This window comes from Arthrobacter globiformis, assembly GCF_003261175.1.
Classification (GTDB): Bacteria; Actinomycetota; Actinomycetes; order Actinomycetales; family Micrococcaceae; genus Arthrobacter; species Arthrobacter globiformis_A.
On record NZ_QLNP01000038.1, the window covers coordinates 47,170 to 71,687 of the forward strand.

Here is a 24,518-nt window from a genome sequence, read left to right on the forward strand (position 1 = left end):
CCTTGTCCCGCCGGTCAGCTTTGCCGCACTGATTCCCCTGACGAAAGAAAACTGTGGGATCCGGACCTTGGGAAAACGCTGACGGCCAGCCGTGCAGACCCTCCGAATTGGCGGTCTGCCCGGATTACCGAACGTTCATGAGAAAATAGCGCGTATGCCCAGTACAGCAGCAAACACAGCAGCCCCCACCAAGCGCGGCCGTCCCGGCTACGACCAGCAGTCCGTGCTGCTGATCGCCGTCGACGTCTTCAACCGCCACGGCTACGATGCCACGTCCATGGGCATCCTCGCCGAAAACCTGGGCATCTCCAAGTCGGCGATCTACCACCATGTGCCCTCAAAGGGTGACCTGCTGAAGCTCGCACTGGACCACGCGCTCGGCGGCCTGGAGGCCATTCTGGAGCAGCCCGGGGCCACCTCGGGGGCGGCCGATGCGCGGCTGGAGTTCGTGCTTCGCCAGACCATCGCCGTGCTGGTGGAGCGGCTGCCCTTCGTGACGCTGCTGCTGCGGCTGCGCGGGAACACGGACATTGAGCGGAACGCCATGGAACGCCGTCGCGCCTTCGACCACAAGGTGGCTGAGCTGATCTCTGCGGCCCGCGACGAGGGGTCACTGCGCCAGGACATCGATCCCCGCACCGTGACCCGGCTCCTGTTCGGAACCATCAACTCGATCGTCGAGTGGTACAAGCCGGGCGGTTCGCTTTCGCCGGAAAAGCTGGCCGACGACGTCATCACCATGGCGTTCGACGGGCTGCACGCCAAGCCCTGACGCGCCAGCGAGTAGGCGTTGGCGAATTGGCCGTTGACGCCGGGCGCCCTGATGCCCACCCTGAATGCATGGCCACGAAACTGTCGGATCTTCTGTTCGGCGCATTTCCTGATCTCCGGTACCAGCCCACCTCCAAGAGGATCCGTGCCGGCATCGACGGAAGTCCCGTCGTCGACACGCTGGAAGCCTTCCTGGTATGGGAACCGAAACGCGTCACTCCGGTTTACGCCGTGCCAGAAAAGGATTTGCTGGCGCGGCTCGAGGCGCCTGCAGCCGAGGGGGACGCCGGCCCGGACGAGTATCCGGTCCGCCTGATGGCAGAGGCTCCGCCGGCGCTGGATCCGCGGACAGGGTTCAGGCGGCATACTGCGGCTGGCGAGGAGCTCGACGTCGTGGCATCCGCATTCACCGTGCCCCGGGCAGCGTTCCGGCCCTCGGATCCGGATCTTGAAGGGTACGTCATCCTGGATTTCGGCGCCTTCCACTGGCTCGAGGACCACGAGGAGATCATCGGCCACCCGCGGGACCCGTTCCACCGCGTGGACATCCGCGCGACGCTGCGGCGCATCGAGGTGAAGCTCGACGGCGTGGTGCTGGCGGACACTGTCGGAGCCCATCTGCTCTACGAAACGCTGCTCCCGGTGCGGTACTACATCCCGCCCGAGGACGTGCGGCTGGACCTGCTCGAGGCCAGCCCGCACCGGACCGTCTGCCCCTACAAGGGCGAGGCCAGGTACTGGAGCTATCCGGAGTCGGCCCGGGGCAAGAACATCGCCTGGGCCTATGACTCGCGGTTCATCGACGCCCGGCAGATCCACGGCCTGGTCTGCTTCTTCAACGAGCGGGCGGACGTGTTCCTGGACGGCGAACCACAGGACCACCCGGTCACCCCGTGGTCCTGAAACCCCAACACCAACCCTCTCTCACCTCCCGCAGCCTTTCCCCAAACCCTCTCTCACCTCCCGTAGCCTTTCCCCAAACCCTCTCTCACCTCCCGCCGCTTACAACCAAGCCCTTCCTCACCTAGGTGAGGAAGGGCTTGGGAATCTGCAACGGTGGGCGGATCAAAGCTGATATTCAGCCTGTGTTCCGAGCCTCTCGTGAACGCAGAGGATGTTGTTTTCGGTGTCCATGAACCAGGCGCATTTCTCGGCGTCGGTTGAACAGATATGGTGATCAGTTTTCAAATCGGGGAGGTCATAGTCTTGGAACCGAACGCCCTTGGACTCCATGTCCTGGACGGTCCGTTCAATGTCAGTGACCTCAAAACTCAATGCGGTGTGCTCGGAGTGCTTTCCGTCAGTTACAGGCATCAGCTGCAGCATGGGGCCGTCAGCGTTGCCGAATAAATCGCTTCCATCTTCAGCCTTGCCACGGTGTGGGAGGCCCAACGTTTCCGCGTAGAATCCGCGGGCGCGGTCCGGATCATCGACAGGCAGGATGGTTGTGGCTGTTCTCAGTGCTAGGGTCATTTCGCCACCTCCTACGCGGGTCATTTTACGCCCGTAAACCCTGAAAGATCAGGGCAAATTCCGCCCGGCCGCGCCCAGTGAGGACGCGTGCGGGAAAACCCTGCAGGACCCGATAGAGCGTCGGGGGGAACCCTGCAGGATCTGATAGAGCGTGCGGGTTACTTCTCCACGAGGGTGAGGACGTCATAGGTGGCCACGATTTCGTCGTTCTGGTTGGTCAGGACCGCGTCCCAGGCCACCTCGCCGTACTCGTCGGTCTCGCGCGGGGTGATCTTCTTGGCGGTCAGGGTCACCCGGATGGAGTCGCCCGCAGCCACAGGGGTGATGAAGCGCAGGTTCTCCAGGCCGTAGTTGGCCAGGACCGGACCCGGAGCCGGCTCGACGAAGAGCCCGGCAGCCCAGGCCAGGAGCAGGTAACCATGCGCCACGATGCCCGGGAAGAACGGGTTGGCTTCCGCGGCCTCCTGGTTAGTGTGCGCGTAGAACGTGTCACCGGTCGAGTTGGCGAAGGCCGAGATGTCCTCGAGCGCCACCTCGCGCAGCTCCGAACGGATCGCGTCGCCGATGCGCAGTGTCTCGAGGGACTTCCGGAACGGGTGCGTGCCCTCGGTGTCCACGGTGAAGTTGCGGTCGGCGCCGGTGTGCCAGATCCCGGTCACGGCGGTGAGCATGTTGGGCGAGCCTTGGATGGCGGTGCGCTGCATGTGGTGCATCACGGAGCGGATGCCGCCCAGTTCCTCGCCGCCGCCGGCACGTCCGGGTCCGCCGTGGACCAGGTGCGGGACGGGCGAACCGTGGCCGGTTGACGATCGCGCGTCCTCGCGGTTCAGCATCAGGACGCGGCCGTGATGGGCGGCAATGCCGGTGACCAGTTCCTGCGCCACGGACGGATCGTTGGTGCAGACCGAGGCGACCAGCGAACCGCCGCCACGGGCGGCGAGCCGGACGGCGTCGGGAATGTCGTTGTACCCGATCACGGACGACACCGGACCGAAGGCCTCCAGCGAGTGCACCGGCTCGGCCTCGGCGTCAGCCCAACTGAGCACCACGGGCGACATGAATGCGCCGCCCTCGACGACGCCCGTTGCGCCGTCCGCGCTGGTGACCGACGGCGAATCGAGGGTTCCGTACGCCAGCTCACCGCCGGCGTCGAGCATTGACTGCACGGCTGCGCGGACATCGGCGAGCTGTTCCACGGAGGCGAGCGCGCCCATGGTGACGCCCTCGGCGCGCGGATCGCCGAGCACCACGCGCTGCTCCACCCGGGCTGCGATGGCGGCAACCACGGCGGGCACCAGCTCCTGCGGCACGATGGCACGGCGGATCGCGGTGCACTTCTGCCCGGCCTTGACCGTCATTTCGGTCACCACGGACTTGATGAAGGCGTCGAACTCCGGGGTGCCTTCCACGGCGTCCGGGCCGAGGATGGCGGCGTTGAGGGAGTCGGTCTCGGAGGTGAACCGCACGCCGCCCAGCACCACGTTGGGGTGGGACCTGAGGGACTGCGAGGTGGACGCCGAGCCGGTGAAGGCAACGAGGTCGCGGTAGTCCAGCACGTCCAGCAGCCCGCGGACCGAGCCGGAAATCAGCTGCAGTGATCCCTTGGGCAGGATGTTGGATTCGATGATGGCCTTCACCACGGCTGCGGCGACGTAGCCGGTGGGCGTGGCGGGCTTGACGATGGTGGGGACGCCGGCGATGAACGCGGGCGCGAGCTTCTCCAGCATCCCCCAGACCGGGAAGTTGAAGGCGTTGATCTGCACCGCGACGCCGGGGATGCGGGTGTAGATGTGCTCGCCAGCGAACGACCCGTCCTTGGACAGCACCTCCATGGGCCCGTCCACCACCACCTGGGCGTTGGGCAGTTCACGCCGGCCCTTGGACCCGAACGTGAACAGCACGCCGATGCCGCCGTCGATGTCGATCATCGAGTCGATCTTCGTTGCCCCGGTCTGCGCGGAGAACGCGTAGAAGTGCTCGCGCCGCGCGTTCAGGTACTGCGCCAGCTCCTTGAGCTTGAGGGCACGCTGGTGGAAGGTCAGCTTGCCGAGTTCCGTTTGGCCGGTGGTGCGGCCGTAATCCACGACGGCGGCCAGGTCGAGTCCGTCCGTGCTCACCTTGGCCAGGATCTCGCCCGTGCTGGCGTCCCGGACGGGGACAGCGGAGGCTGCCGAGCCGGCGTCGGGAGTCCACCAGGAATCCTGCACGAAACTGGGGACTGTTTCCACGGTGTCCAGGGTGGCCTCGGGGGCAGTGGCGGTGGTGGTCATCGTTGACGGGTCCTTCCAACGGGGGGACAAATCTGATCCGGCCAGAACATTACTGACCGTCCGTTCGGTAATATGTCTACAGTACATGAATGCGCCCCGCTGCACACTAGTGGCACCGCACACGACCCAAGGAGAGCACATGACGCCGGAAGCCCGCGACGCAGAACTGGCGGCCACCCAGGCACCCGAAGGCCCAACGCCCGGAGAGCTGTGGAAGATCACCCTCGGCGAGCTGGACGAGAAGATGGGCGTGAAGATCGTGGAGGAGTCCGTCGAGCGCGTCGTGGCGACCATGCCGGTGGAGGGAAACCGGCAGTCGTTCGGCCTGCTGCACGGCGGCGCCTCGCTGGCCGTGGGCGAAGCCGTGGGATCGTGGGCGGCGGTGATCCACGCCAGCACGCTGGGCAAGACCGCCGTGGGCGTGGACGTCTCCGCCACGCACCACCGCTCGGCACGGACCGGCGTCATCACCATCACGGCCACCCCCATCCACCTTGGCGGCACGCTGACCACGCACGAGGTACTGATCACCAACGACGCCGGGCAGCGGCTCTGCAGCATGCGGATCACCAACCTGCTTCTTGCCCCGAGGGCCTGACGCCTTCCCTGACGCCTTCCCTGACGCCTCCGCAGCCCCTACGCGGCCACGCCCCGGCTAGGCTGATCTGGTGACCGAGCTTGGCAGCCTGATTCCCACCCTGACCGCGGTGGGCCTCCTGATGGCCCTGACGGCCGCCGTCCTCAAAGGTTTCCGGGTTCCGCATGCATTCGCACCGGCCCTCGCCATCCTCCGCGGCGCCGCGCAACTCGCCGCCGTCAGCCTGATCCTCGGCGCCGTGATCGCCAGCGCCGAATGGGTGGCCGTGGCGCTGGCCGTCATGTTCACGGTCGCCAGCCTTACCGCCGCACGCCGCCTCGCCTGGTCCTGGCGCCACCTTGCCGTCGTGGCCGGTTCGATGGCCGCCGGCATCCTCGCAGCCCTGGTCATCGTGTTCGGTACCGGCGCCATCGAGTTCACCTCCCGCTACGCGCTGGCGATCGGCGGGATCGTGGTGGGCAATTCCATGGCGATCGCGGCGCTCGCGGGCCGCAGGTTCAACGAGGCCGTGACCGACCGATGGGACCAGGTGGAGGGCTGGCTCGCCCTGGGCGCCTCTCCCCGGCAGGCGACCCGCGAGATGGCACGCAGCGCCGTGTACTCCGCACTCATACCGTCGGTGGACCAAACCAAGACGACGGGCCTGGTCACACTGCCGGGCGCTTTCGTCGGGGCGATCTTCGGCGGGCTTTCGCCGCTGGAGGCGGGCCGGTTCCAGATCGTGGTGCTGGCCTCGATCATGGCCGCCGGGTCGGTCACCGCCATCCTGCTCATCGCCTTGCTGGCCCCCGTCCGCGTGCGGCCGGCGCCGCTAAAGTAGGAACCCGGCTGAAGTAGGAATCCGGCGCCGTGCCGTTGACATTGCCGCGGGCGCTTTATACTCTGGCCGCTCCGGACCAGAGGCAGCGGCACTGCTGGGCCGGGCCCTCATTGTCTGCCCTCAGCAGGTGCAATCATGAGCACGCGATTCACACGGGCCGCCGCCGCGCTGGCGGCCGTCCTCTTCGTAGTCCTGCTGGCGGGCTGCGTATCGAAGCCTGCCCCTTCGACGCCGCCCACCCACTTTTACGTGAGTGCTGCGGGAAGCGACACCAACTCCGGGACGTCCCCGGATTCGCCCTGGCAGTCGCTGCAGAAAGTCAACGAGACGGCATTCAACCCCGGAGACTCGCTCAGTTTCCGCAGGGGTGACGACTGGATGGGCAAGGTCGAGCTCGACGAAAGCGGAACGCCGTCGTCGGCCATCAGGCTGAACAGCTACGGCAACGGGCCCCTGCCGACAATTACCAGCGGGGAGGGCGGAGACTGCTTCCGGCTGGACGGCAGCTATATCGAGGTTGACGGGCTGCGCGCCACTGGCTGCGGGTACGCCGGCTTCAACGTATCCGGCGACCACGTGGTGGTGAAGAATTCCGAGGCTTCCAAGAACAGCGCCGGAATTAGGGTGGGCGCGGGCTCCGACTTCGGAAACTACTTCAACAATGTCCTGACGGACAACAACATCATGAACGTCAACACCCGGGGAAGGCGGTGCGGCACCGCGCATGAAGCCAACTGCAGCGACGACTCCGGTGCATTCGGCGTGCTGATCAACGGCAACGACAACGAGTTCTCGGGCAACACCGTCACCGGTTCCACGGCATACTCCTACGACTTCCGCCGGGACGGAAGCGCCTTCGAGATCTACGACGGCAGCCGCAACAACATCCATCACAACAAGGCCATAGACAACACGGTGTTCTCCGAAGTCGGGCGCTCCGACGGGAAGGCGGACGGCAACACTTTCCGCTACAACCTGATCCGTTCCTCGTGCGGCAAGAAATGCGCCGAGGCCGCAGGCCTGATCATCCGCGGCCCGGACACGCGCTACGGCCCCACCAACAGCACCACTTTCGAGTTCAACACTGTATGGCTCAACGGCAACCACTCCCGTGGCGTGGTCTGCCACGCCCGCTGCCCCTCTTCGACCGTCATCCGTGCAAACATCCTCGTGGCCATGCGTGACGCGCTGTGGATGGACGGGTCCGGCTGGACGGAGCAATCGAACGTTGTCAACGGCCCCAGCAATGTCGCGCTGGACAGCAGTTCGACGACGGCTCCCGCAAAGTTCGTCAAACCCAGCAAGGACCTCCACCTCACCAGCGGCAGCCCGGCGATAGACCGCGCGGAAAGCAGCCCTTCCGGGGTGGACCTGGATCAGAAGCCCGTTCCGCAAAAGGGGCACTGTTCCGGAACCGGAAAGGCCGACGCCGGCGCTTACGAATACGACCCGGCCAACTGCTAGCTGCGGCATAAGCCAGCCATAGCGTCTTCCGCGCGCTGCGGCGCGGGACGATAATCAGGTATCCGCTTTGCACACCAATTGAGGTGATGGATGTGTCTGTTTATACGTTGGGTATCTGGCTCGTAAAGCCTGGCCACGAGGACGACTTCGTGAAGGCCTGGAAGGACATGGCCGACCGGACCCACCAGGATTATCCGGGCGGCCGGGGCCTGCTGATGCGGGACCGTGATGTGCCCAACCGCTTCATCAGCACCGGTCCTTGGGCCTCACTCGAGCAGATCGAACAGTGGCGGGCGTCGGCGGCGTTCACGGAGGGCCTCGCGTCGATCCGCGACATCATTGAGCACTTCGAGCCGCACACGCTGGACGAAGCCGCCACAACCGGCTGAGCCGCCCGGCTCCATCTGCGCTGGCGCCATCTGTGCCTGTGCGGCTAGCGCCTGCCGCGGCGCCGCACGACTACCAGCACCAGGCCGCCGAGCAGCAGGGCCGCGCCCGCTACAGCAGCGGCGAGCGTCAGACCGGATACTCCCGTGTCGGCGAGCATCATCGGCCGTGAATCCGGGGCCGGAACTGCGGCAGGAAGCACGGCCACCACCGTCGGCTGCGGCGCGGGCGCGAGCACCGCAGGCTCGGGGCCCTGTGAGGCCGCGGGTTGGGATGGCACGGGCGTCTGTGTGGGGCTCGGCGTGGCCGGACCGGCACCGGCACCGCCCGGTGCCGGCGGTCCCGGTGCCGGCGATCCCGGTGCCGCCGGTTCGGGGGCTGTGCTGAAGGTGCTTGGCTGCGAGCGGCTGAAGCCGTTCACGGTCTGGGCGGTGAACTCCCCGGCCGGAGCGGGCGCGCTGAAAGCCCAGTTCCCTTGGGCGTCCACGTCCACCTCGAACGGTTTGCTGCGGGGGAAGGTCACCCGGACCTGCGTTCCCGCCGGCACGTCTGCGGCGGGAACCGAGGCGAGCCGGCCGGCAACGCGCTGGCCGGTTTCGATGGGCCCCGGAGGCAGGACGCCGGCAAGGACTGGCCTGTTCAGAAACAGCCTCAGCTGCACGCCCGCAAGGACCGCCATGGACTCCTCAAGCGTTGCCGCCACGGCGAAGTTCTCGGTGGAGAAGCTGCTGTTGCCTGCGGAGTGTGTGCCCACGGCGTAGTTGCCACTGATCCAGGGCCCGCCGGAATCGCCGCCGCTGGATTCCACGGACCTGGATAAAAATCCCCGGAAGGAGCGCAGGTCTGCAGGGTCGCCCGAGCCCCCGCCCACAATGTAGATCCCCACCTCGTCGACAGTTCCGCACGACCAGCCAATGGTCCGTCCGGAACGGCAGACGGGCTGCCCTTGGAACGGCGACGCCGTGCCCACAATTGGCACTGAGCCGGTTCCGAGATTGGCGGCATTCGCCCAGGTGGCCGCGGCCGGGCGCGCATCCAGGTCCGCGCGGATGGACTCGATGACGGCGATGTCATTCCCGGGGGCGCCGGGATCCTGCGGATCGGTGACCCGTGAGTTCCCGGGGCCGCCAAACTGGCTGAACCCGAACGTGCCAAGTCTTCCGGTGACCGCGGGGTCGGCCACGGATCCGCCCGCGGGATCCCCGGCGGGCAGGGTCACCTCGGCGAGCCGCGCGGCGCCGTCGTCAGCGCAGTGGCCAGCAGTGAGGACCAGGGGCCGGCCCTCAGCGTCGAAGGCACTGAACCCGGCGGAACAGGCCACCCAGCCGTCGATCCTGTACCCCTGTCCGCCGAAGAAGTCCTCCTCCCGGACCAAAGGCTCCCCGCTCTCCAGGACCACGTTGGCGTACTGCTCCACGAATTCCGACGGCGACAGGCGTGACCCGCCAGGCGAACCGGAAGGCGGGGCTGCCGGACCGTCGGTGCCAGCAGCATGCCCGGCCTGCGGTTCCGACTCGGGCTGGTTCACACCGCCTGTGCGGATGACGAATTTGCCGTCCGCCTCGGCCACGGCCTGGAGTCCTGCCGGTCCCACTTCCCGGAGGTAGGCCTGGTAGAGCTGGTCAATGCCCGTCGCGCGGAGATTTGCCCCCGCTGTGGCCGGCTCTGTGGCCGGCTCGGCGGGCGAAGACTCGGGGGGCGCCGGGAGCGCGGAGGATTTTGGGGAAGGGGTCGCCGTGGCGGGCGCTTCGGAGGGTGCCAGCACGAACTCCTGCCGGGACGCGGCATCGGCGTCGTTGAGTGTGCGCACGGCGTTGGCGAGGTCCGAGCCCGCGCCTTCGACCCGGATCCTGCCCCCGTCCAGCCTGATCGACCCGAATCCTGCGACCTTCCGGAGCCTGGGCAGGGCGGCAGCCGCACGCTTGCCTTGCTCTCCTGCGGCGTTGAACTCCGCTAGGGTCATGCCAAGGTCCCGCAGGACGGCGCCGGCAAGGCCTTCTTCGGACAGTTCGGCCGTTGCCGTGCCGGCGGCCGGGGCAGCCGGGGACGGCGCCGCGGCCGGGGCAGCCGGGCCGTTCTGCGCCGTTGTGCGCTCCGCCGTCGTCGTGGTTTCCGGGGCAGCGTAAGCCGGTACCGACGTGCCCGGGGCACCGAGCGCCACCGCAGCCGCCGCCGCAAGGGCGAGTACGCGCCGGAGCAAAGGGCCGGATGTGGAAGAAGTCACAGGGCAACCCTAGTGCCGAGGACGGCCAGCACCGATTCCAGCTCAGGCTCGGTGACGCCGTTCTGCAGCAGGAATTCCCGGGTGTTGAGCTGCCGAACGAAATCCAGGACCCGGGCGCCGCGGATCTCCAGGAGCGGGGCGAGGGTTTCGTCGTCGAGGTAACGTTCATGCGGATGCGGCGGCCACATGGTCCGGTGGCGTTCGTTGATGCTGCGCATGGCGGCTTGGTAGCTGGCCACGATCTCGGAATCGCTGGCCCCTGCGAGGTCCTGGAGCATGGCGGCGATCATGCCGCTACGGTCCCTGCCGGCCGAGCAGTGGATCACGACGCCCCCCGGTGCCGCGGCCACGGCCTTGAACACGGCGGCCAGCCTGTCCGGGAAGAGGCGGGCATTGGCGGCGTAATGCGCGGGATCGTTCAGGTAGGGGTCGCACAGGGCCTTGAACGCAGGGTTTTCGGGGTCCTCGGTGGGTGCATGGACGACGTCGAACACGGCGAGCGCCTCGCCCACCTCCGGATCGCTGGGCCGGCGCTGCCGTTCGCCGGAGTTCCGGAGGTCGATGATCGTGCGGATGCCGTCGCCGTAGGCTTCCTTCCAGCCTGCCTCCGTAACCCATTCGCGCCGCCCCATCCGGTAGACGGAGCCGGCCACGAGCCAGGCGTTCACCGCCCCGTCCCAGCCGATTTGTCCCCTCGCGTTCACGGAGCCAGCTAACCACACCTGCCGGGCCTGGTGCAGGGGGTGAGAGCAAGTAGTGCCGAACCACCCGGCAGAAAAACGAGTACAAAGTGCCACGATCCAGTCCCTTCGGCGGGAGTACTCTAGGGCGATGAGCGCCACTCCTGGCCTCAGCGACCACATGGGGGGTTTGTCATGACAGCCACACAGCCTTTGCGACGGCGGACCGTCCGCCTTGCCGGTGTCCTCGCGGCGATGGCCCTCGCCGGCCTGACCGCAGCGCCGGCGTCCGCGGACCGCACAAACTCGTATGTCGCACTGGGAGATTCCTATGCTGCAGGCCAGGGCGCCGCGCCCTACGTTGACGCCGCCTGCCTGCGGAGCGAGCACGGGTATCCGACACTCCTGGACGCGGTGCGCAAGATCCGGCTCGCCGGGAACACGGCGTGCAGCGGCGCCACCACAAGCAGCGTGCGGGCAGTCCAGATCCCTGCCATGAGCAAGAATGCCGATCTGGTAACTGTCACTGCAGGAGGGAACGACCTGGACTCCATTGGCGCGCTCGGGATCTGTACGGTGGACCCGGGCCAGGCGTGCTTCACTGCACTGCAGCAGCGGGCCGCGGTCCTGCAGACTGCCTTGACCGACCCCGCGGCAAGCCCGTTCTTCCAGGATCTTCTGGCCATGCTGAATGAGGTCAAGGCAAAGGCACCCCGCGCCGACATCTATGTGACCGGGTACCCGCTGCTGTTCGAGCCCGGCGCCAGCCCGGCTGCCGGTCCAATCAACGGGCTGACGCAACAGCTTAACGCGGTCATTGCCAAGGCAGCCCAGGCAGCGGATGGAGGACGCTCAAAGGTTATCTACGTGGATGTGACCCGCGCGTTCGCCGGCCACGGAATCGGGTCCGCACAGCCGTGGATTGTGGGCCTGCCGGCGTCACTGGAGACCTTTCACCCGACGGCGGATGGCTACGCCAAGGGCTACGCTGCCTCCATCCGGGCGGCCCTCAACTAGCCGCCGCACGGCGCGGGGCTGCCCAACCGGTGTGCCCGGCGGCGGGCGTGGCTAGGCTGGTGTCATGATCACAGTCTCGGGCACTGTTTCTTCTTCCCTGCCGGCGCGGACTGCGTTCGCCTACCTGTCCGCCTTCGAACACACCAGCGAGTGGGACCCGGGGACGGCGGTAATGGAGAAGCTGACCGAGGGACCGGTCGCCGTCGGCCACCGCTACCATGCGGAGGCACTGTTCCGGGGCAAACGCCAGCCCATCGAGTACGAGGTCATCGAACTGTTCGACAACCACATCAAGCTCCGGGGCGAACACCGGAACCTCGCGGCCTTTGACTCGATCGACGTGCGTTCGCTCAGCTCCGGTTCCGAGGTCCTGTACACGGCCCAGTTCAGCATTAACTGGCCGTACAAGCTGCTGCAGCCGCTCCTCACGCCGCAGTTCATGAAGCTGCGGGACCCTGCCCTCGACGGGCTCCGGCAGAAACTCGAATCGCTGTAACCGTCCCGGCCGCAACTCAGCACAGGAGGACCCCATGAGCAGCCAGAACCCCGACCCCCTCGAGGACCACCTCACCGGACTGGAGCCGGGCGGCGGGGTGCCGCCCGGGGAAACGCCGCCCGCTGAAGCTTCAACCGGCGGACCGCAGGGGCACGACGAGGGAGGACCGCCGCGGGGAACGCAGGTGGCGGTGCTGATTGTCATCGGCATTGTGGTGCTGCTGTGCCTGCTGTTCTTCGTCGGCTACATCGTCGGCCTGCTCTAGGCTCACGATGCTGAAGGCGGGCCCGGACGGCCGTCCGTCAGTCAGCCCAGTCGAAGAACCCCTTGCCGGATTTGCGGCCCAGTTCGCCGCGGGCCACCTTGTCCCGAAGGATCTGAGGCGGTGCGAAACGCTCCCCCAGCGTCGAGTGCAGATACTCGGCGATGCCCAGGCGGACGTCCAGGCCCACGATGTCGGTGGTCTTCAGCGGCCCGGTGGGGTGCTTGTAGCCCAGCACCATGGCGGCATCGATGTCCTCCGCGGAGGCCACGCCCTCCTCCACCATGCGCATCGCTTCCAGGGCAATCGCCACGCCCAGCCGCGAGGACGCGAACCCCGGGGCATCAATGACGACGACGGCGGTCTTGCCCAGCGCTTCCGTCCAGCCTTTCGCTTGGGCCGCCAGCTCGGCTGACGTCTCCTTGGCCACCACCACCTCGATCAGGGTGGATGCGGGCACGGGATTGAAGAAGTGCAGCCCCACGAAGCTGGCCGGCCGCTGCAGCTGGGCTGCGAGGTCGGTGACAGAGAGCGACGACGTGTTCGAGGCCAGGAACGCTTCGGGGGGAAGCTGTTCCTCGACCGCCTTCAGGGCGCTGACCTTCAGCTCGAAGTCCTCCGGCACCGCCTCCACCACGAGGCCGCAGCCGGCGAAGGCCGAATAATCGGTGGACGTGCTGAACCGGGCCAGGACTTCCTCCGGCATTCCGTCCAGGGCGCCGCGGGCAGCGGACTTCGCCACGGCGTCGGCGACCCGCGTGCGGGCGCCGGCGGCAGCATCGCCGTCGCGCTCCACCACCACGACGGTGGCGCCCTTAATGAGGAAGGCGTGGGCGATTCCGGCGCCCATCCGGCCGCCGCCGAGGACTCCGACGTGCTGGGGAATGGCGGTCATGGCTGGGTCCCGTCTGTGGTTTTCTTGTCGTTTTTCTTGTCTGAGTTCTTCCTGTCAGTGCTTTTCCTGTTCAGGAAGTTCTGCATCCGGTCGAACTTGGCCTGCGACTCGAACAGGATTCCCTGCGCCAGCTGGTCGATCAGCGGGTGAGCCTCGGCCGGGGCGTGGAACACAGACTTGGTGATCCGGACGGCCAGCGGGTCCTGCCGGGCGATCCGGTCGGCCAGCTTGTGGGCGGCGTCCATAAGATCGGCAGCCTCGTGGAGTTCGGTGACCAGGTTGAAGGCGAGTGCCTCCTCCGCCTTCAACACCCGGCCGGCCAACAGGATTTCCTTGGCCACCGGCTCCCCCACCAGCTCTTTCAGCCGCCAGCTGGCGCCGGCAGCAGCCAGGATACCCAGCCCGGTTTCCGGATTGCCGATCCGCACCGCCGGGGTGCCGATCCGGAAGTCGGCAGCATAGGCCAGTTCGGCGCCGCCACCCAGGCAGTAGCCGTCCAGCGCGGCGATCACCGGCATGGGCAGCTTGGCGATCCGCACAAAGATGGTGGAGTTGATGCCCTGCAGCGCGTCGTCGCGGCGCCGTTCCCGCAGCTGCGCGATGTCCGCGCCGGAGGCAAAAACGCCCTCGGTGCCCGCGATGATGAGGACCCTGGGGTTCTTCTCCAGCGCCGCGCACACGGCATGGAGCTCGTCCACCATCTGCTGGTCGATCGCATTGCGGACTTCCGGGCGGTTGAGGAGCACCACCACCCGGTCCGCGCGCTCTTCGACCAGGAGGGTGCGGAACTCCTGGGTGTTGAAGTGTCCGTTCGCGCTGTCCTGGTTCGTACTGTCCTGGTTCGCGCTGTCCTGGTTTTCGCTGTCCTGGCCCGGCACTACACGCGCTCCAGCAGCATGGCCGTTCCCTGGCCCACGCCGATGCACATGGTGGCCAGGCCCATCCGCGCGTCTTCGCGCTCCATCCGGCCCAGCAGGGTGATGGCGATCCGGGAGCCGCTGGAACCCAGCGGATGCCCCAAAGCGATCGCGCCGCCGTCGTTGTTCACAATGTCCGGGTCCAGCCCGAGGCGCCGCACGCTCGCAAGGGACTGGGTGGCAAACGCCTCATTAAGCTCGACGGCGCCAAGGTCACCGACGCTGAGCCCGCTGCGCTTGAGCACCTTCTGGGTTGCCGGGACCGGGCCGATGCCCATGATCTCCGGCTCGCAGCCGGCGGACGCGCCGTCGATGATGCGGGCGCGGGGCGTCAGGCCCAGCCGCTGGATGGCGGCCTCGGAGGCGACAATGATCGCTGAGGCGCCGTCGTTGAGGGAGGACGAGTTGCCGGCGGTGACCACCGAGCCGCCGGGAACCACGGGACGGAGACCGGACAGCACGTCCATGCTGGTGCCTGCGCGGGGTCCCTCATCGGTGTCCACCACCGTCTCGGCCTTGCGGGTCTTGACCGTCACCGGGACGATTTCGTCCTTGAAGCGGCCCGCCTCGATGGCGGCGAGTGCTTTTTCGTGGGACCGGACGGCGAAGGCGTCGGCGTCCTCGCGGGAAATGCCGTCCACGCGGCCCACTTCCTCCGCGGTTTCCGGCATGGAGAACGTCATCTTGCCGTCGCGCGACAGTTCGCCCTTTTTGAACAGCGGGTTCACGAAGCGCCAGCCGATGGAGGTGTCGAAAATGTCGCCGGGCTTGGCGAACGCCGCCTGCGGCTTCTCCTGAACCCAGGGCGCGCGGCTCATGGACTCGACCCCGCCGGCCACCACGATGTCCGCGGCCCCGGACTTGATCATCTGGCTAGCCATGATGATGGCGCTCAGGCCCGAGGCGCAGAGCCGGTTCACGGTGATGCCGGGGATGTGCAGCGGAAGTCCGGCGAGGATGGTGGCCATGCGCGCCACGTTGCGGTTCTCCTCGCCGGCGCCGTTGGCGTTGCCGAGGATGACCTCGTCGATCGCGTCCGGATCAACGCCCGCCCTGGCCACGGCCTCGCGGACCACCAGCGCGGCGAGATCATCGGGCCGGACCGCCGAAAGCGCTCCGCCGTACCGTCCCACCGGGGTGCGGGCACCGCCCACCAGAAAAGCCTCGACCATGAGTACATCCTTTTCGCAGAAGCTGGGCCGGAAGCGAATAAATTACCGACCGTTCGTTCTATAAAGATTACACGGCGCGGGCAACCGGTCAACGGAACCGGAGTTTTTGTCAGGCGACGACCACGCCCAGGTGGGCCGCCAGGAGTGGCGCCAGAAGCCCCAGCTGGTACTCGTCAATCACGACGCCGGCCAGGCTGCCCAGCCCGCTGACGCTCCGGAAGTCCGTGCCGCGGAGGTCGAAGTCCTTCAGCTTGGCGCCGGCCAGGTCCAGGTTTCCGATGGTGCAGTTTTTCAGCGCCACCCGGGCGGCGGTTGCGGAACCCAGGTCCAGCTCACTGATGATGCAGTCACTGATCTGCACGTCCGCCAGCCGGGAACCGCGCAGATTCAGGTAGTCCAGCTTGCCGCCGTCGATCCGCACCGACTGCCAGCCGCTCTCGTAGAGCTCCGCCGACCCCCATCTGGGATTGCTGATGACGACGTCGTGCATGGTGGACCGTGCCAGGTTCAGGACGGGGGCAAAGGCCTCCTCGATGACGCAGTCCCGGAAGGTGGCGCCACGCAGCTGGGCTTCATTGAAGGAGACACCGGCGAATTCGCATTCGGCGAAGGTGACGCCGCTGAGCTCCAGCCCGTCGGCGGCCGCACGCGTGTACCGCATGCCGTCATACCGCTCGGCACGCCTGAAGTCCGGCGCGCCGTCATCCCGGAGGCCCTCCAGCCGGACCGGTGCCAGCCTCGGCGGCGTAATCTTCGACGCCGCACCCTGCCGGGGTTTCCCCGCGGGCCTGCCCGCCACTAAAGCTGCTCCGCTTTCGCGGCAATCTCAGCGAGGTCCTTCGCCAGAGCCTTCCGCGTCATGTTCATGCCCAGCCGTCCAAACAGGGCGAACATCAGCCGGCTGAGCACAGTGGGCCGGAGAACCTCGGCCCCGAACGTCAGTGTCAGGTCGGTACCGCCGGCCCGCTCTACCAGCGTGAACCTGGACGTGTAGTCCGTTCCGCCCTGCAGCGCCTTGACTGTTGTGCTGTGCGGCGGGTCCGCCTGCGACACCCACATTTCCACGGTTTCACGCCGGCCCAGCATGGACCTCGTCTCCTTCCAGCGAGTCCCTTCGCCGTACGGCCCCTCGCCGACCATCTGAATGGACTCGACGCCGGAAAGCGTGGCGGCCGACCCCGGAATATCCGAGATCACCCGCCAGACTTTCTCCGGAGTGGCGTTCACGTGCTGACTCAGGCTGATGCTGTGATCCATCCTTCGAGCCTAGCCGCGGGACCGACATTTTTGCCTCGCCACTTGAAATAGTAAGCATGCTTCGTGTTAGGCTGAAATGGCTTTGTGAGATCAACCGGCGACGGAAGGTGGTCCCCACCATGGGTATCGGAGACAAGATCCAGAACGCTGCAGAGGACTTCGGCGGTAAGGCCAAGGAAGCGGCGGGCAACGCGACGGACAATGACCGCCTTAAGGCAGAGGGCCAGAAGGACCAGGTGGTCGCCGACGCCAAGAAGGTCGGCGAAGGCGTCAAGGACGAATTCAAGCGGGATTAGTACAACCCCGCTCAACGGCGACGCCGGACTCCCTTGGGGGGAGCCCGGCGTCGCCGTTTTTGCGTGGCGGCCGGCTGAAGCCCCGCAAAGACGGCCCCGTGGAAGACTGCGGCCCGTGCAAGACTGGGCGCATGACGCACGTAGACGTGGGCGGGACAGGCACTGCCACCGGCGGATCCAAGAACCTTCGCGGCTACCTCGCCACCCCTACCGGCACGGGCCCCTTTCCCGGCGTCGTGATGATCCACGAGGCGTTCGGCCTCACCGACCAGATCCGACGCCATGCCGACCGGCTGGCTGCGGCCGGCTACCTCACGCTCGCTGTGGACCTTTACAGCGGCGGCGGCCCGGGCCGCTGCCTGGTCGGCACCATGAAGTCCATGATGACGGGCGGAGGACGGGTCTTTGCCGACATCGCCGCCGCACGCTCATGGCTTCAGGCATCGCCCCTCTGCACGGGCCGGACGGGCGTCATCGGCTTCTGCATGGGCGGAGGGTTCGCGCTGCTGGCGGCCAACGACGGCTTCGACGCCGCTTCAGTGAATTACGGCCGCCTCCCCCGCGACCTCGAGCCGGCACTCCGGGGCGCCTGCCCGCTCGTCGCAAACTACGGCGCGCAGGACCGCACCCTGCGGGGCGCCGCGGCCAGGCTGGAATCCGCCCTTGCCGCGGCCGGCGTTGAACACGACGTCAAGGAATTCCCGACGGCGGGGCACTCCTTCCTGAACGACCAGGAGGAAGGCCCGCGGGCACTGCGCCCGCTGGCGCGCGTGATGGGGATTGGTCCGGATCCGGCGGCCGCTCAGGAGGCGTGGCGCCGGATCGAGGACCACTTCGCCCGGCACCTCAGGGAATCCCCACCGACAGCGACGGCGAGCGCCTCCTAAAAGGAGGGCCCGCCGTCGTAATCAAAACAGAAGGCTAGCTGAAGAGTTCGCTCTTCGGCTCGTTGTTCTTGACCTTCTGCCAGCCGAGCCACAGAACCAGGGCGAAGAACGGAACGGTGGCAAGGGTCCACAGGCCGAGGTGGAAGACTTCGCCGGTCTTGCTGGTCATGGTGTCGAAGCCGATCAGCACTGTAATTGCGAGCAGGCCCACGAGCCCGGCCCAGCTGGTCCAGGGCGAACCCGGCATCGGCAGGCTGGAAACCTGGCCCTTGCGGTGCCGCAGCGCGATCTGGCTCGCGAAGATGGCGCCCCACGTGAAGATGACGCCGATGGACGCGGTGTTGAGCGCGAGGTCGAACGCGTGTGAGCCGCCCAGCCAGATATTGAGCAGGATGCCCACCAGGTAGAACGCGGCGATGGCCAGGATCGCGGCGTACGGAACGTGGCGCTTGGACATCCGGGTGAGCCACTGCGGGGCATGCCCGTTGTTGGCCATGGTGCGGAACACCCGGCCGATCGAGTAGAGCCCCGAGTTGCAGGAGGACAGGGCGGCGGTGATGACGATCATGTTCATCACATCGCCCACCCAGCCCAGGCCCATCTGGCCGAACACGGTGACGAACGGGGACGTGCCGGCCTTGTACTGGTCGGACGGCAGAAGCATGGCCAGCAGCGTAACGGAACCGACGTAGAACACCACAATGCGGAGCACGACGGCGCGGATCGCCTTGGGCACTTCGCGTTCCGGATTCTGCATCTCGCCGGCGGTGATGCCGACGAGCTCGATGCCGTTGTACGCGAAGATGACGGCGTTGAGGACCAGGACCATCACCAGGGCGCCCTTGGGGAACATGCCGCCCTCGGCCGCGAAGAGGTTACTGACGGACGCGTGCCCGTCACCCACCTGCGCGTTGGTGACCACCATGAAGGTGCCTACTGCCAGGAAGATCAGGATGGCGCCCACCTTCAGGCAGGATGCCCAGAACTCGAATTCGCCGAACGCCTTGACGCTGAGCAGGTTGACGGCAACCAGGAGGAGCAGCGCGGCGATGGCGGAGGCTTCCACCGGTACGTTCGGGAAGAAGAACTGGAAGTAGAGGCCGATCGCGATCAGTTCGGCGATGCCGGTCATGCCCCAGTTGATGAAGTACATCCAGCCGGACAGGTAGGCGCCCTTCTTACCGAACATTTCGCCAGCGTAGCTGACGAAGGAGCCGGAGGTCTGGCGGTACATGATGAGTTCGCCGAGGGCGCGCATCAGCAGGTAGGCGATGACGCCGGCGATGGCGTAGGAGAAAATCAGCGCAGGGCCGGTGGAGGCCAGGCGACCGCCCGCACCCATGAAGAGGCCTACGCCGATGGCGCCGCCCATGGCGATCATGGTGACGTGGCGCCGGCCCAGGGTCTTCTTGTAGCCCTCGGCGCTGAGGGTCGAGTCGACGGCGGCGGATGGAGCCGTCGGGCTCATAAGTTCTGTTGGGGTACTTTGAGGCACAACTGTTCCTTGTAGGTCGGGGGTTGCCTTGGATAGGGCACTGCCGGTTCCGGAACCTGGAGATTTTGTACAGATAATTCGACTTCTGGCCCCTCTTGAGGACCGCATGTGTACAAAAACTCGTGGAGCATCGAAGGTTCGCACGGCCTATCCATCGTACAAGATTCAACGCATGGTGCGTGACGGGGACAACATTCCCGGCAGGAACGGGTGCCGGGTATGGTGCGGACGCTGCTAGCCGCGCGTGGTCAGATCAGGGTTCAAGCCGCCTGCGCAGGAGGCAGAACTCGTTGCCCTCGGGGTCGGCCAGGACGTGCCACTGCTCGTCGCCGGTCTGTCCGACGTCGGCGCGACGGGCGCCGAGGGCGAGCAGCCGTTCCAGCTCCGCGTCCTGGTCCCGGTCGACGGGGTTGACGTCGATGTGCAGCCGGAGCTTTCCGGTCCGCGGGTCGCTGCTGGGGCTCAGGATGATGGTGGGCTGCAGGCCGCCGAACCCGGCGTCGGGCGGGCCGATCTCGATCGCGCCGTCCTCCCGGTCGAGTTCGACGTAGCCGAGCACCTCGCTCCAGAACCGCGCGAGCAGTTCGGGGTCGGCGCAATTGAGGACAAGTTCGCTGATACGGCAAGCCATGAAGTTCAGTGTAAGGAGGTGTCTAACGGGAAGGCAGCACATATCGAGAGCCCGTCTCTGACCTGCGGGGACGCCGTCTCTAATTCGAATGGAGAAAAGGCTCCCGGCGGGGGCCAGTTCCGACTACTGTGAGCACCATGGCCGGGGATCCGTTCCCGGCCATGGCACCGCACCGTCTCATGCGGCGCCGGCACTTGCGCCATTTGTTCAGGGGGAAGTATGAGAAAGAGAGCTCTACTGCTGCCGGCTGCCTTGCTGCTGGCGGCCTCGGGGTGTTCCGGCGGGGGCAGTGGCCCCTCCGGGCCAAGCCCCAGCGCATCACCAGCCATTACGACGCCGGCGTCCCAGACGCCGTCGGAATCCTCACCACCCACTACGGCCCCTGTCCTCCCCACCGATGTGTCCACATCGCTGAACGCGATCGACGCCCTGCGGGAGCACACCTGCGCGGCCGGTGCGGACGGCCAGTGGACGTTCAAGGGAACCCTGGTCAACTCCACGGACAAAGCCAAGACCTACACCGTGGCCATCGCGGTCACCGTCGGCGCGGCAGTCCAGGGCCACACCCTGATCACGGAAACCGTCCAGGCAGGGAAATCGGCTGAGGTTTCTGCTGAGAACTTCGCCAAAACCACGGGCCAGGCCGGCACGTGCGAACCCGTTGTCTCGGTGGAGGACGCTTCGTGAAAAAACCAATATTTGCGGCCGCCCTGCTCCTGAGCCTGGTGGCCGGGTCCCTTGCGTCCTCGCCCGCCCTCGCTGTTGAATCCACCCCTCCACCGCCGGCCCAGGCAACGGGAACTGCGGATGTTTCGACGGCAGGCGCGGAAACACCTGGCACGGCCACGGTGACGCCGAGCCCCAGCGCGACTACCGCGGGATCGCCTCAGCCGGCAGAGTCCGTTGTCCCCGCGCCGTCGGAGCCGGCCCTGCCATCGGAGGCACCTTCGCCGTCCGTGACGCCCACGCCCACTGATTCTCCCGCACAGTCTGTGACGCCCTCGGCCACAGTTACTCCCGCGCCGTCCGTGACGCCGTCGCCCACGGTCCCTCCCGCCCCTGCTCCCGTCGTCGTCAAGGGCGCCATCGGCGTGAAATGGCGGGCCATGAACGGTGCGGCCGGCGCCCTGGGGGCGCCGGTGGCGAACGAAACGTGCGGCGCGGGCCTTTGCTCCCAGACGTTCAAGGGCGGAACGATGTATTGGACCGCTGCCACCGGGGCCCACCCCGTGCTCCTGACGGCAGGACACACCGGCCCCTACTGGCACGCCAACGGCCGGGGCAAAGCTTTCGGCTATCCAGTCACGGACGAAGTAGCGGTTCCGGGAGGAACTGTTCAGAAAATGTCCACCGGCAGGCTCATTGCGTGGTCGGGCATGGGCACGTACCAAGTCTGGTTGCGGGGAGCCATCGGAGGTCACTGGAACACCCTCGGAGCAGTGAGCGTTCTGGGCCTGCCCGTGTCCAAGGAAACCTGTGGCCAGCGGAACGGCGGCTGCTACCAGAAGTTTGCCAAGGGCTACATCTACTGGAGTCCAGCAAGCGGAGCAAGGGCGGTGCGTCCGGGGAACTACGCCAAATGGGTAGGCGTGGGCGGGTTGCCCGGTGCACTGGGGTACCCCACCAGCAGCGAAACCTGCGGCCAGCCGGCCGGGGGCTGTGTCCAGCGCTTCCAGGGCGGCGCCATCTACTGGTCTGCGGGAAGCGGCAACTGGGTCACCAAGGGCGGCATCGGCGCGCGGTACGCCACCGCAGGTTCAACCCGCAGCGGGCTGGGTTATCCCACGGCCAATGAAAAATGCATCCCGGGACAATGCATCCAGTCATTCCAGGCGGGCTACATCGGTTGGTCGACAGCCGGCGGCACCCGCATCTACTCCATGACAGAGTGCGCGAAGCTGAACAACGGCCGGTCCAGGTATCCCACCTACGGCGCTAACCGGGTCCTGCTCACGTTCACCCAGGGCTACGGGCGGTCCTACGCGACAAACATTTACTGCGTCCGGGTGGCAGGGCTGTACGTTGCGGACTGGAAGACGGACGGCTACGTGGGGGCCTCCGGCTTCAAGGCACCGGGGGTGCCCTCCGGCCCCACCCGAAACCTGTACTCCCCCACGGGGTCCTACTCGGTAACCGAGGCATTCGGGCTGGGCAACCCGGGAACGCAGCTCCCCTACCGCACGCTGAACCCGCGCTCCCGCTGGGGCGGCAACCCGTGGACCGCGACGTACAACAAGTACTTCGAGTCCTCGTCCTGGGTGGGCTGGGACGAGAACATGTGGTACTTCGCCACACGCGCCTCGCATGACTACCGTCAGGGCGTGGTCATCAACTACAACCGGCCCAACATCGTGCAGGACGCCGGCTTCGCCATCTTCCTGCACATGAACAAGGTCCCGACGGCGGGCTGCATCTCGCTCGACGACTGGGCGGTGGTGGATTACATCAAGAAGTCGAAGCCGGGCGACCGCATCATCATGGGAACCTACGGCGCCCTGTTCCGGTAGCCACTCTTCGGAGAGGCAGGAACCCAGGCGGTTCGAAAACCAAGATGCTAAATAACCCAGGCCCCGCGGCACACCCGCGGGGCCTGGGTTTTTTCCTGCCGGCAAGCGGAGGTTCAGGCGGGCAGTGCCACCTTTTCCACCGTGCCCTCCGCCATCGTGTACCTGAGCCACGTGCCCGGCGTACCTTCGCCGGCCCGGCCCCGGGACCTGTCCGCGCAGCCGTCGAACCATTCGCCCAGGGCCCGGTCATGGCTGACCATCACAACGGTTCCGCTGAAGTCCGCGAGCGCCGATTCCAGTTCCTCCACGAGCACGGGAGCCAGGTGGTTGGTGGGTTCGTCGAGGAGCATGACCTCGTTACGGCCCAGCAGGAGCCGGGCGAGCGACAGCCTGCGCTGCTGGCCGGCGGAAAGGGCACCCACCGGAACATGGAACTCGCTTGTGCGGAAGAGGCCCAGCCGCAGCAGCGCCTCGGCGTGGTCGTCGATGTTCCCGCCCAGCCCGGCAGCAAAGGCCGGCAGCAGCCGTAGGGATGGCTGCTCGGGCAGCTCCAGCTCCTGCTGCAGATAACCGATGCGGCCGCGCCGCACCACCTGGCCCGCGGCAGGCTCGAGGGTGCCGGCCAGAACGGAAAGCAGCGTGGACTTGCCGGCGCCGTTGGGGCCGGTGATCAGGACTTTCTGCCCGCGGTCCACACGGAACTCGGGCACGTCCAACCGGCCGGGCACCCGCGTGTTGCGGGCGTAAAGGACCCGGTCGGCCGCGTCCCGGGGTCCACTGTCCAGGTCCGGCCCGTCGCCGTTCAGCCCGTCGCCGTCCAGCCCGGCGTCGAGCTTCAGGCGTTCCGGCGGGCGCTCCACCGGGTTGCCCTCCAGGCGGCGCAGTCGCTCCTGGGCATTGCGGACCTTGCTGGCGGCGGCGCTCTGCCAGGTGCCCGTCTTGAAGTCGAAGGCCGCCTTGTCGTTATCCCGTCGGCGCGCATAGCCCATCCGGTCCGCGACGGTGTCCGCCTGACGCCGTTCGGAGGCCATGGCGTCGAGCCAGCCGTGGTACTGCTGTGCCCAGCGCTGGCGTTCGGCCCGCTTCTCCTTCAGGTAGCCGTCGTAGCCGTTGCCGTAGCGGTTCACCGTGCGCCGCTCGGCGTCCACCTCGATGACGGCCGCGGCGATTTTCCGCAGGAGCACGCGGTCGTGGGAGACCACCACCACGGGTCCCCGGTGGGCAGCGAGGCGGCCCTCGAGCCAGGCAGTGCCGCCGGCGTCCAGGTGGTTTGTGGGTTCGTCCAGGAGCAGGATGTCCGCGGGGTCGGCCAGCAGGCAGGCCAGCGCGACGCGCTCCTGCTCCCCGCCTGACAGCGACCCCAGTGCCCGGCGGCGGTCCACCCCGCCCAGGCCCAGCCGGTCCAATGCCGCCTCCACACGGGATTCCGCGGCGTAGCCCTCGCGCAGCTGGTACTGGGTCTGCAGGTTCCCGTACGCCTCGAGTTCGTTTGCCCCGGCCGCCGCCAGGCCGTCCTCCAGCCGTTCCAGCTCGGATTCCATCTCCCGGAGCGCGAGGAGTGCATTGTCGATCGCGTCGGCCACGGTCAGCCGGGCGGGCAGCCCCGACGTCTGCGCCAGGTATCCCACCCGGCCGTGCCGCCGGACCGTGCCGCCCGCCGGCGCCTCGATTCCCGCCAGGATCCGCAGCAGGGTGGACTTGCCCGCACCGTTCTCACCCACGACGGCGGCATGCTCCCCAGCAGCGATCGCCAGGTCGACGCCGGTGAAGAGTTCGCGGTCCCCGTAGCCGTGGGAGACGCCGGACAGGCGGAGCTGTTCGGTGCGGAAATTTGGTTCAGTCATGGGAAGTCCTCGCAGTCCAAAGTGCGGCCCCGGAGCTGGGAGCTCGACGGGGCCAGGTCTAGGGCCATGTCGACGCCGGAGGATGCCAGCGTCGGGGTCTAGGACTTCATGGGTCAAGCCTGCCCGCCCGCGGGCGGCCCCGTCAAGGTTCGCGC

25 protein-coding genes are annotated in these 24,518 nt (G+C 67.2%); 13 read left to right on the forward strand and 12 right to left on the reverse strand.

What is annotated here, in order from left to right; all coding sequences use genetic code 11:
- Window positions 1-154: 154 nt before the first annotated feature.
- Together DBZ45_RS03305 and DBZ45_RS03310 are read left to right on the forward strand one after the other, a co-directional pair.
- On the forward strand, window positions 155-772 hold the full coding sequence (locus tag DBZ45_RS03305) for a TetR/AcrR family transcriptional regulator (protein ID WP_111902541.1): 618 nt from the start codon (window positions 155-157) through the stop codon (window positions 770-772).
- A 68-nt stretch (window positions 773-840) separates the two neighbouring features.
- The gene (locus DBZ45_RS03310; RefSeq protein ID WP_111902542.1) at window positions 841-1,674 is read left to right on the forward strand and encodes a DUF427 domain-containing protein; all 834 of its coding nucleotides are present in this window, start codon (window positions 841-843) and stop codon (window positions 1,672-1,674) included.
- Window positions 1,675-1,836: 162 nt separating this feature from the next.
- Here the strand turns inward: DBZ45_RS03310 and DBZ45_RS03315 are convergent, their stop codons facing one another.
- Together DBZ45_RS03315 and paaZ are read right to left on the reverse strand one after the other, a co-directional pair.
- Window positions 1,837-2,244, reverse strand: coding sequence for a VOC family protein (locus DBZ45_RS03315; protein WP_111902543.1), 408 nt, complete (start codon window positions 2,242-2,244; stop codon window positions 1,837-1,839).
- A 158-nt stretch (window positions 2,245-2,402) separates the two neighbouring features.
- Window positions 2,403-4,514, reverse strand: a complete 2,112-nt coding sequence (paaZ, locus tag DBZ45_RS03320) for a phenylacetic acid degradation bifunctional protein PaaZ (protein ID WP_111902544.1) — start codon at window positions 4,512-4,514, stop codon at window positions 2,403-2,405.
- Between the two features lie 139 nt (window positions 4,515-4,653).
- Here paaZ and DBZ45_RS03325 point away from each other — a divergent pair, with 139 nt between their 5' ends.
- From DBZ45_RS03325 to DBZ45_RS03340, 4 genes are all read left to right on the forward strand, one after another.
- Entirely contained in the window at window positions 4,654-5,112 is a 459-nt protein-coding gene (locus DBZ45_RS03325; protein ID WP_373427309.1) for a PaaI family thioesterase, read from the forward strand.
- A gap of 70 nt (window positions 5,113-5,182) precedes the next feature.
- Entirely contained in the window at window positions 5,183-5,932 is a 750-nt protein-coding gene (locus DBZ45_RS03330; protein WP_111902545.1) for an ABC transporter permease, read from the forward strand.
- Window positions 5,933-6,067: 135 nt separating this feature from the next.
- Window positions 6,068-7,396, forward strand: a complete 1,329-nt coding sequence (locus tag DBZ45_RS03335; protein WP_111902546.1) for a right-handed parallel beta-helix repeat-containing protein — start codon at window positions 6,068-6,070, stop codon at window positions 7,394-7,396.
- 86 nt (window positions 7,397-7,482) lie between these two features.
- Window positions 7,483-7,785: an antibiotic biosynthesis monooxygenase family protein gene (locus tag DBZ45_RS03340; RefSeq protein WP_111902547.1), complete on the forward strand. Its 303-nt coding sequence runs from the start codon at window positions 7,483-7,485 to the stop codon at window positions 7,783-7,785.
- A 44-nt stretch (window positions 7,786-7,829) separates the two neighbouring features.
- Here DBZ45_RS03340 and DBZ45_RS03345 read toward each other — a convergent pair whose 3' ends face one another.
- Window positions 7,830-10,007 carry a trypsin-like serine protease gene (locus DBZ45_RS03345; RefSeq protein ID WP_111902548.1) on the reverse strand — a complete coding sequence of 726 codons (2,178 nt, stop codon included), beginning with the start codon at window positions 10,005-10,007 and terminating at the stop codon, window positions 7,830-7,832.
- Window positions 10,004-10,711: a tyrosine-protein phosphatase gene (locus tag DBZ45_RS03350; protein WP_111902549.1), complete on the reverse strand. Its 708-nt coding sequence runs from the start codon at window positions 10,709-10,711 to the stop codon at window positions 10,004-10,006. The genes DBZ45_RS03345 and DBZ45_RS03350 overlap by 4 nt, the downstream gene beginning before the upstream one ends.
- A gap of 171 nt (window positions 10,712-10,882) precedes the next feature.
- Between DBZ45_RS03350 and DBZ45_RS03355 the strand changes: the two genes are divergently transcribed.
- The 3 genes from DBZ45_RS03355 to DBZ45_RS03365 all read left to right on the forward strand — a co-directional run bounded on the left by DBZ45_RS03355 (window position 10,883) and on the right by DBZ45_RS03365 (window position 12,465).
- On the forward strand, window positions 10,883-11,704 hold the full coding sequence (locus DBZ45_RS03355) for an SGNH/GDSL hydrolase family protein (RefSeq protein WP_111902550.1): 822 nt from the start codon (window positions 10,883-10,885) through the stop codon (window positions 11,702-11,704).
- Between the two features lie 64 nt (window positions 11,705-11,768).
- Window positions 11,769-12,200: an SRPBCC family protein gene (locus DBZ45_RS03360; RefSeq protein ID WP_111902551.1), complete on the forward strand. Its 432-nt coding sequence runs from the start codon at window positions 11,769-11,771 to the stop codon at window positions 12,198-12,200.
- Between the two features lie 34 nt (window positions 12,201-12,234).
- Entirely contained in the window at window positions 12,235-12,465 is a 231-nt protein-coding gene (locus DBZ45_RS03365; protein WP_111902552.1) for a DUF6480 family protein, read from the forward strand.
- 37 nt (window positions 12,466-12,502) lie between these two features.
- On the opposite strand, the gene DBZ45_RS03370 is transcribed toward DBZ45_RS03365, so the two are convergent.
- The 5 genes from DBZ45_RS03370 to DBZ45_RS03390 all read right to left on the reverse strand — a co-directional run bounded on the left by DBZ45_RS03370 (window position 12,503) and on the right by DBZ45_RS03390 (window position 16,703).
- Entirely contained in the window at window positions 12,503-13,357 is an 855-nt protein-coding gene (locus DBZ45_RS03370; RefSeq protein ID WP_111902553.1) for a 3-hydroxyacyl-CoA dehydrogenase family protein, read from the reverse strand.
- Complete coding sequence (locus DBZ45_RS03375; protein WP_223256899.1) at window positions 13,354-14,133, reverse strand: enoyl-CoA hydratase/isomerase family protein; 780 nt, start codon at window positions 14,131-14,133, stop codon at window positions 13,354-13,356. The genes DBZ45_RS03370 and DBZ45_RS03375 overlap by 4 nt, the downstream gene beginning before the upstream one ends.
- Window positions 14,134-14,234: 101 nt before the next feature.
- Window positions 14,235-15,446 (reverse strand): thiolase family protein, encoded by a 1,212-nt coding sequence (locus tag DBZ45_RS03380; RefSeq protein WP_111902555.1) that lies wholly within the window; start codon window positions 15,444-15,446, stop codon window positions 14,235-14,237.
- 109 nt (window positions 15,447-15,555) lie between these two features.
- The gene (locus DBZ45_RS03385; protein WP_111902556.1) at window positions 15,556-16,245 is read right to left on the reverse strand and encodes a pentapeptide repeat-containing protein; all 690 of its coding nucleotides are present in this window, start codon (window positions 16,243-16,245) and stop codon (window positions 15,556-15,558) included.
- On the reverse strand, window positions 16,245-16,703 hold the full coding sequence (locus tag DBZ45_RS03390) for an SRPBCC family protein (RefSeq protein ID WP_111902557.1): 459 nt from the start codon (window positions 16,701-16,703) through the stop codon (window positions 16,245-16,247). The genes DBZ45_RS03385 and DBZ45_RS03390 overlap by 1 nt, the downstream gene beginning before the upstream one ends.
- 119 nt (window positions 16,704-16,822) lie before the next feature.
- Between DBZ45_RS03390 and DBZ45_RS03395 the strand changes: the two genes are divergently transcribed.
- On the forward strand, window positions 16,823-16,999 hold the full coding sequence (locus DBZ45_RS03395; protein WP_111902558.1) for a CsbD family protein: 177 nt from the start codon (window positions 16,823-16,825) through the stop codon (window positions 16,997-16,999).
- Between the two features lie 131 nt (window positions 17,000-17,130).
- Entirely contained in the window at window positions 17,131-17,886 is a 756-nt protein-coding gene (locus DBZ45_RS03400) for a dienelactone hydrolase family protein (protein ID WP_111902559.1), read from the forward strand.
- Between the two features lie 34 nt (window positions 17,887-17,920).
- Here DBZ45_RS03400 and DBZ45_RS03405 read toward each other — a convergent pair whose 3' ends face one another.
- Entirely contained in the window at window positions 17,921-19,381 is a 1,461-nt protein-coding gene (locus DBZ45_RS03405) for an amino acid permease (RefSeq protein WP_111902560.1), read from the reverse strand.
- Between the two features lie 253 nt (window positions 19,382-19,634).
- Window positions 19,635-20,012, reverse strand: a complete 378-nt coding sequence (locus DBZ45_RS03410; RefSeq protein ID WP_111902561.1) for a VOC family protein — start codon at window positions 20,010-20,012, stop codon at window positions 19,635-19,637.
- A gap of 219 nt (window positions 20,013-20,231) precedes the next feature.
- Between DBZ45_RS03410 and DBZ45_RS22585 the strand changes: the two genes are divergently transcribed.
- Together DBZ45_RS22585 and DBZ45_RS03420 are read left to right on the forward strand one after the other, a co-directional pair.
- Window positions 20,232-20,699, forward strand: a complete 468-nt coding sequence (locus DBZ45_RS22585; protein ID WP_146617435.1) for a hypothetical protein — start codon at window positions 20,232-20,234, stop codon at window positions 20,697-20,699.
- A complete protein-coding gene (locus DBZ45_RS03420) occupies window positions 20,696-22,519 on the forward strand; it encodes a hypothetical protein (RefSeq protein WP_146617436.1) in 1,824 nt (607 codons plus the stop codon). The genes DBZ45_RS22585 and DBZ45_RS03420 overlap by 4 nt, the downstream gene beginning before the upstream one ends.
- A 113-nt stretch (window positions 22,520-22,632) precedes the next feature.
- On the opposite strand, the gene DBZ45_RS03425 is transcribed toward DBZ45_RS03420, so the two are convergent.
- Window positions 22,633-24,363: an ABC-F family ATP-binding cassette domain-containing protein gene (locus DBZ45_RS03425; protein ID WP_111902564.1), complete on the reverse strand. Its 1,731-nt coding sequence runs from the start codon at window positions 24,361-24,363 to the stop codon at window positions 22,633-22,635.
- Window positions 24,364-24,518 lie beyond the last annotated feature (155 nt).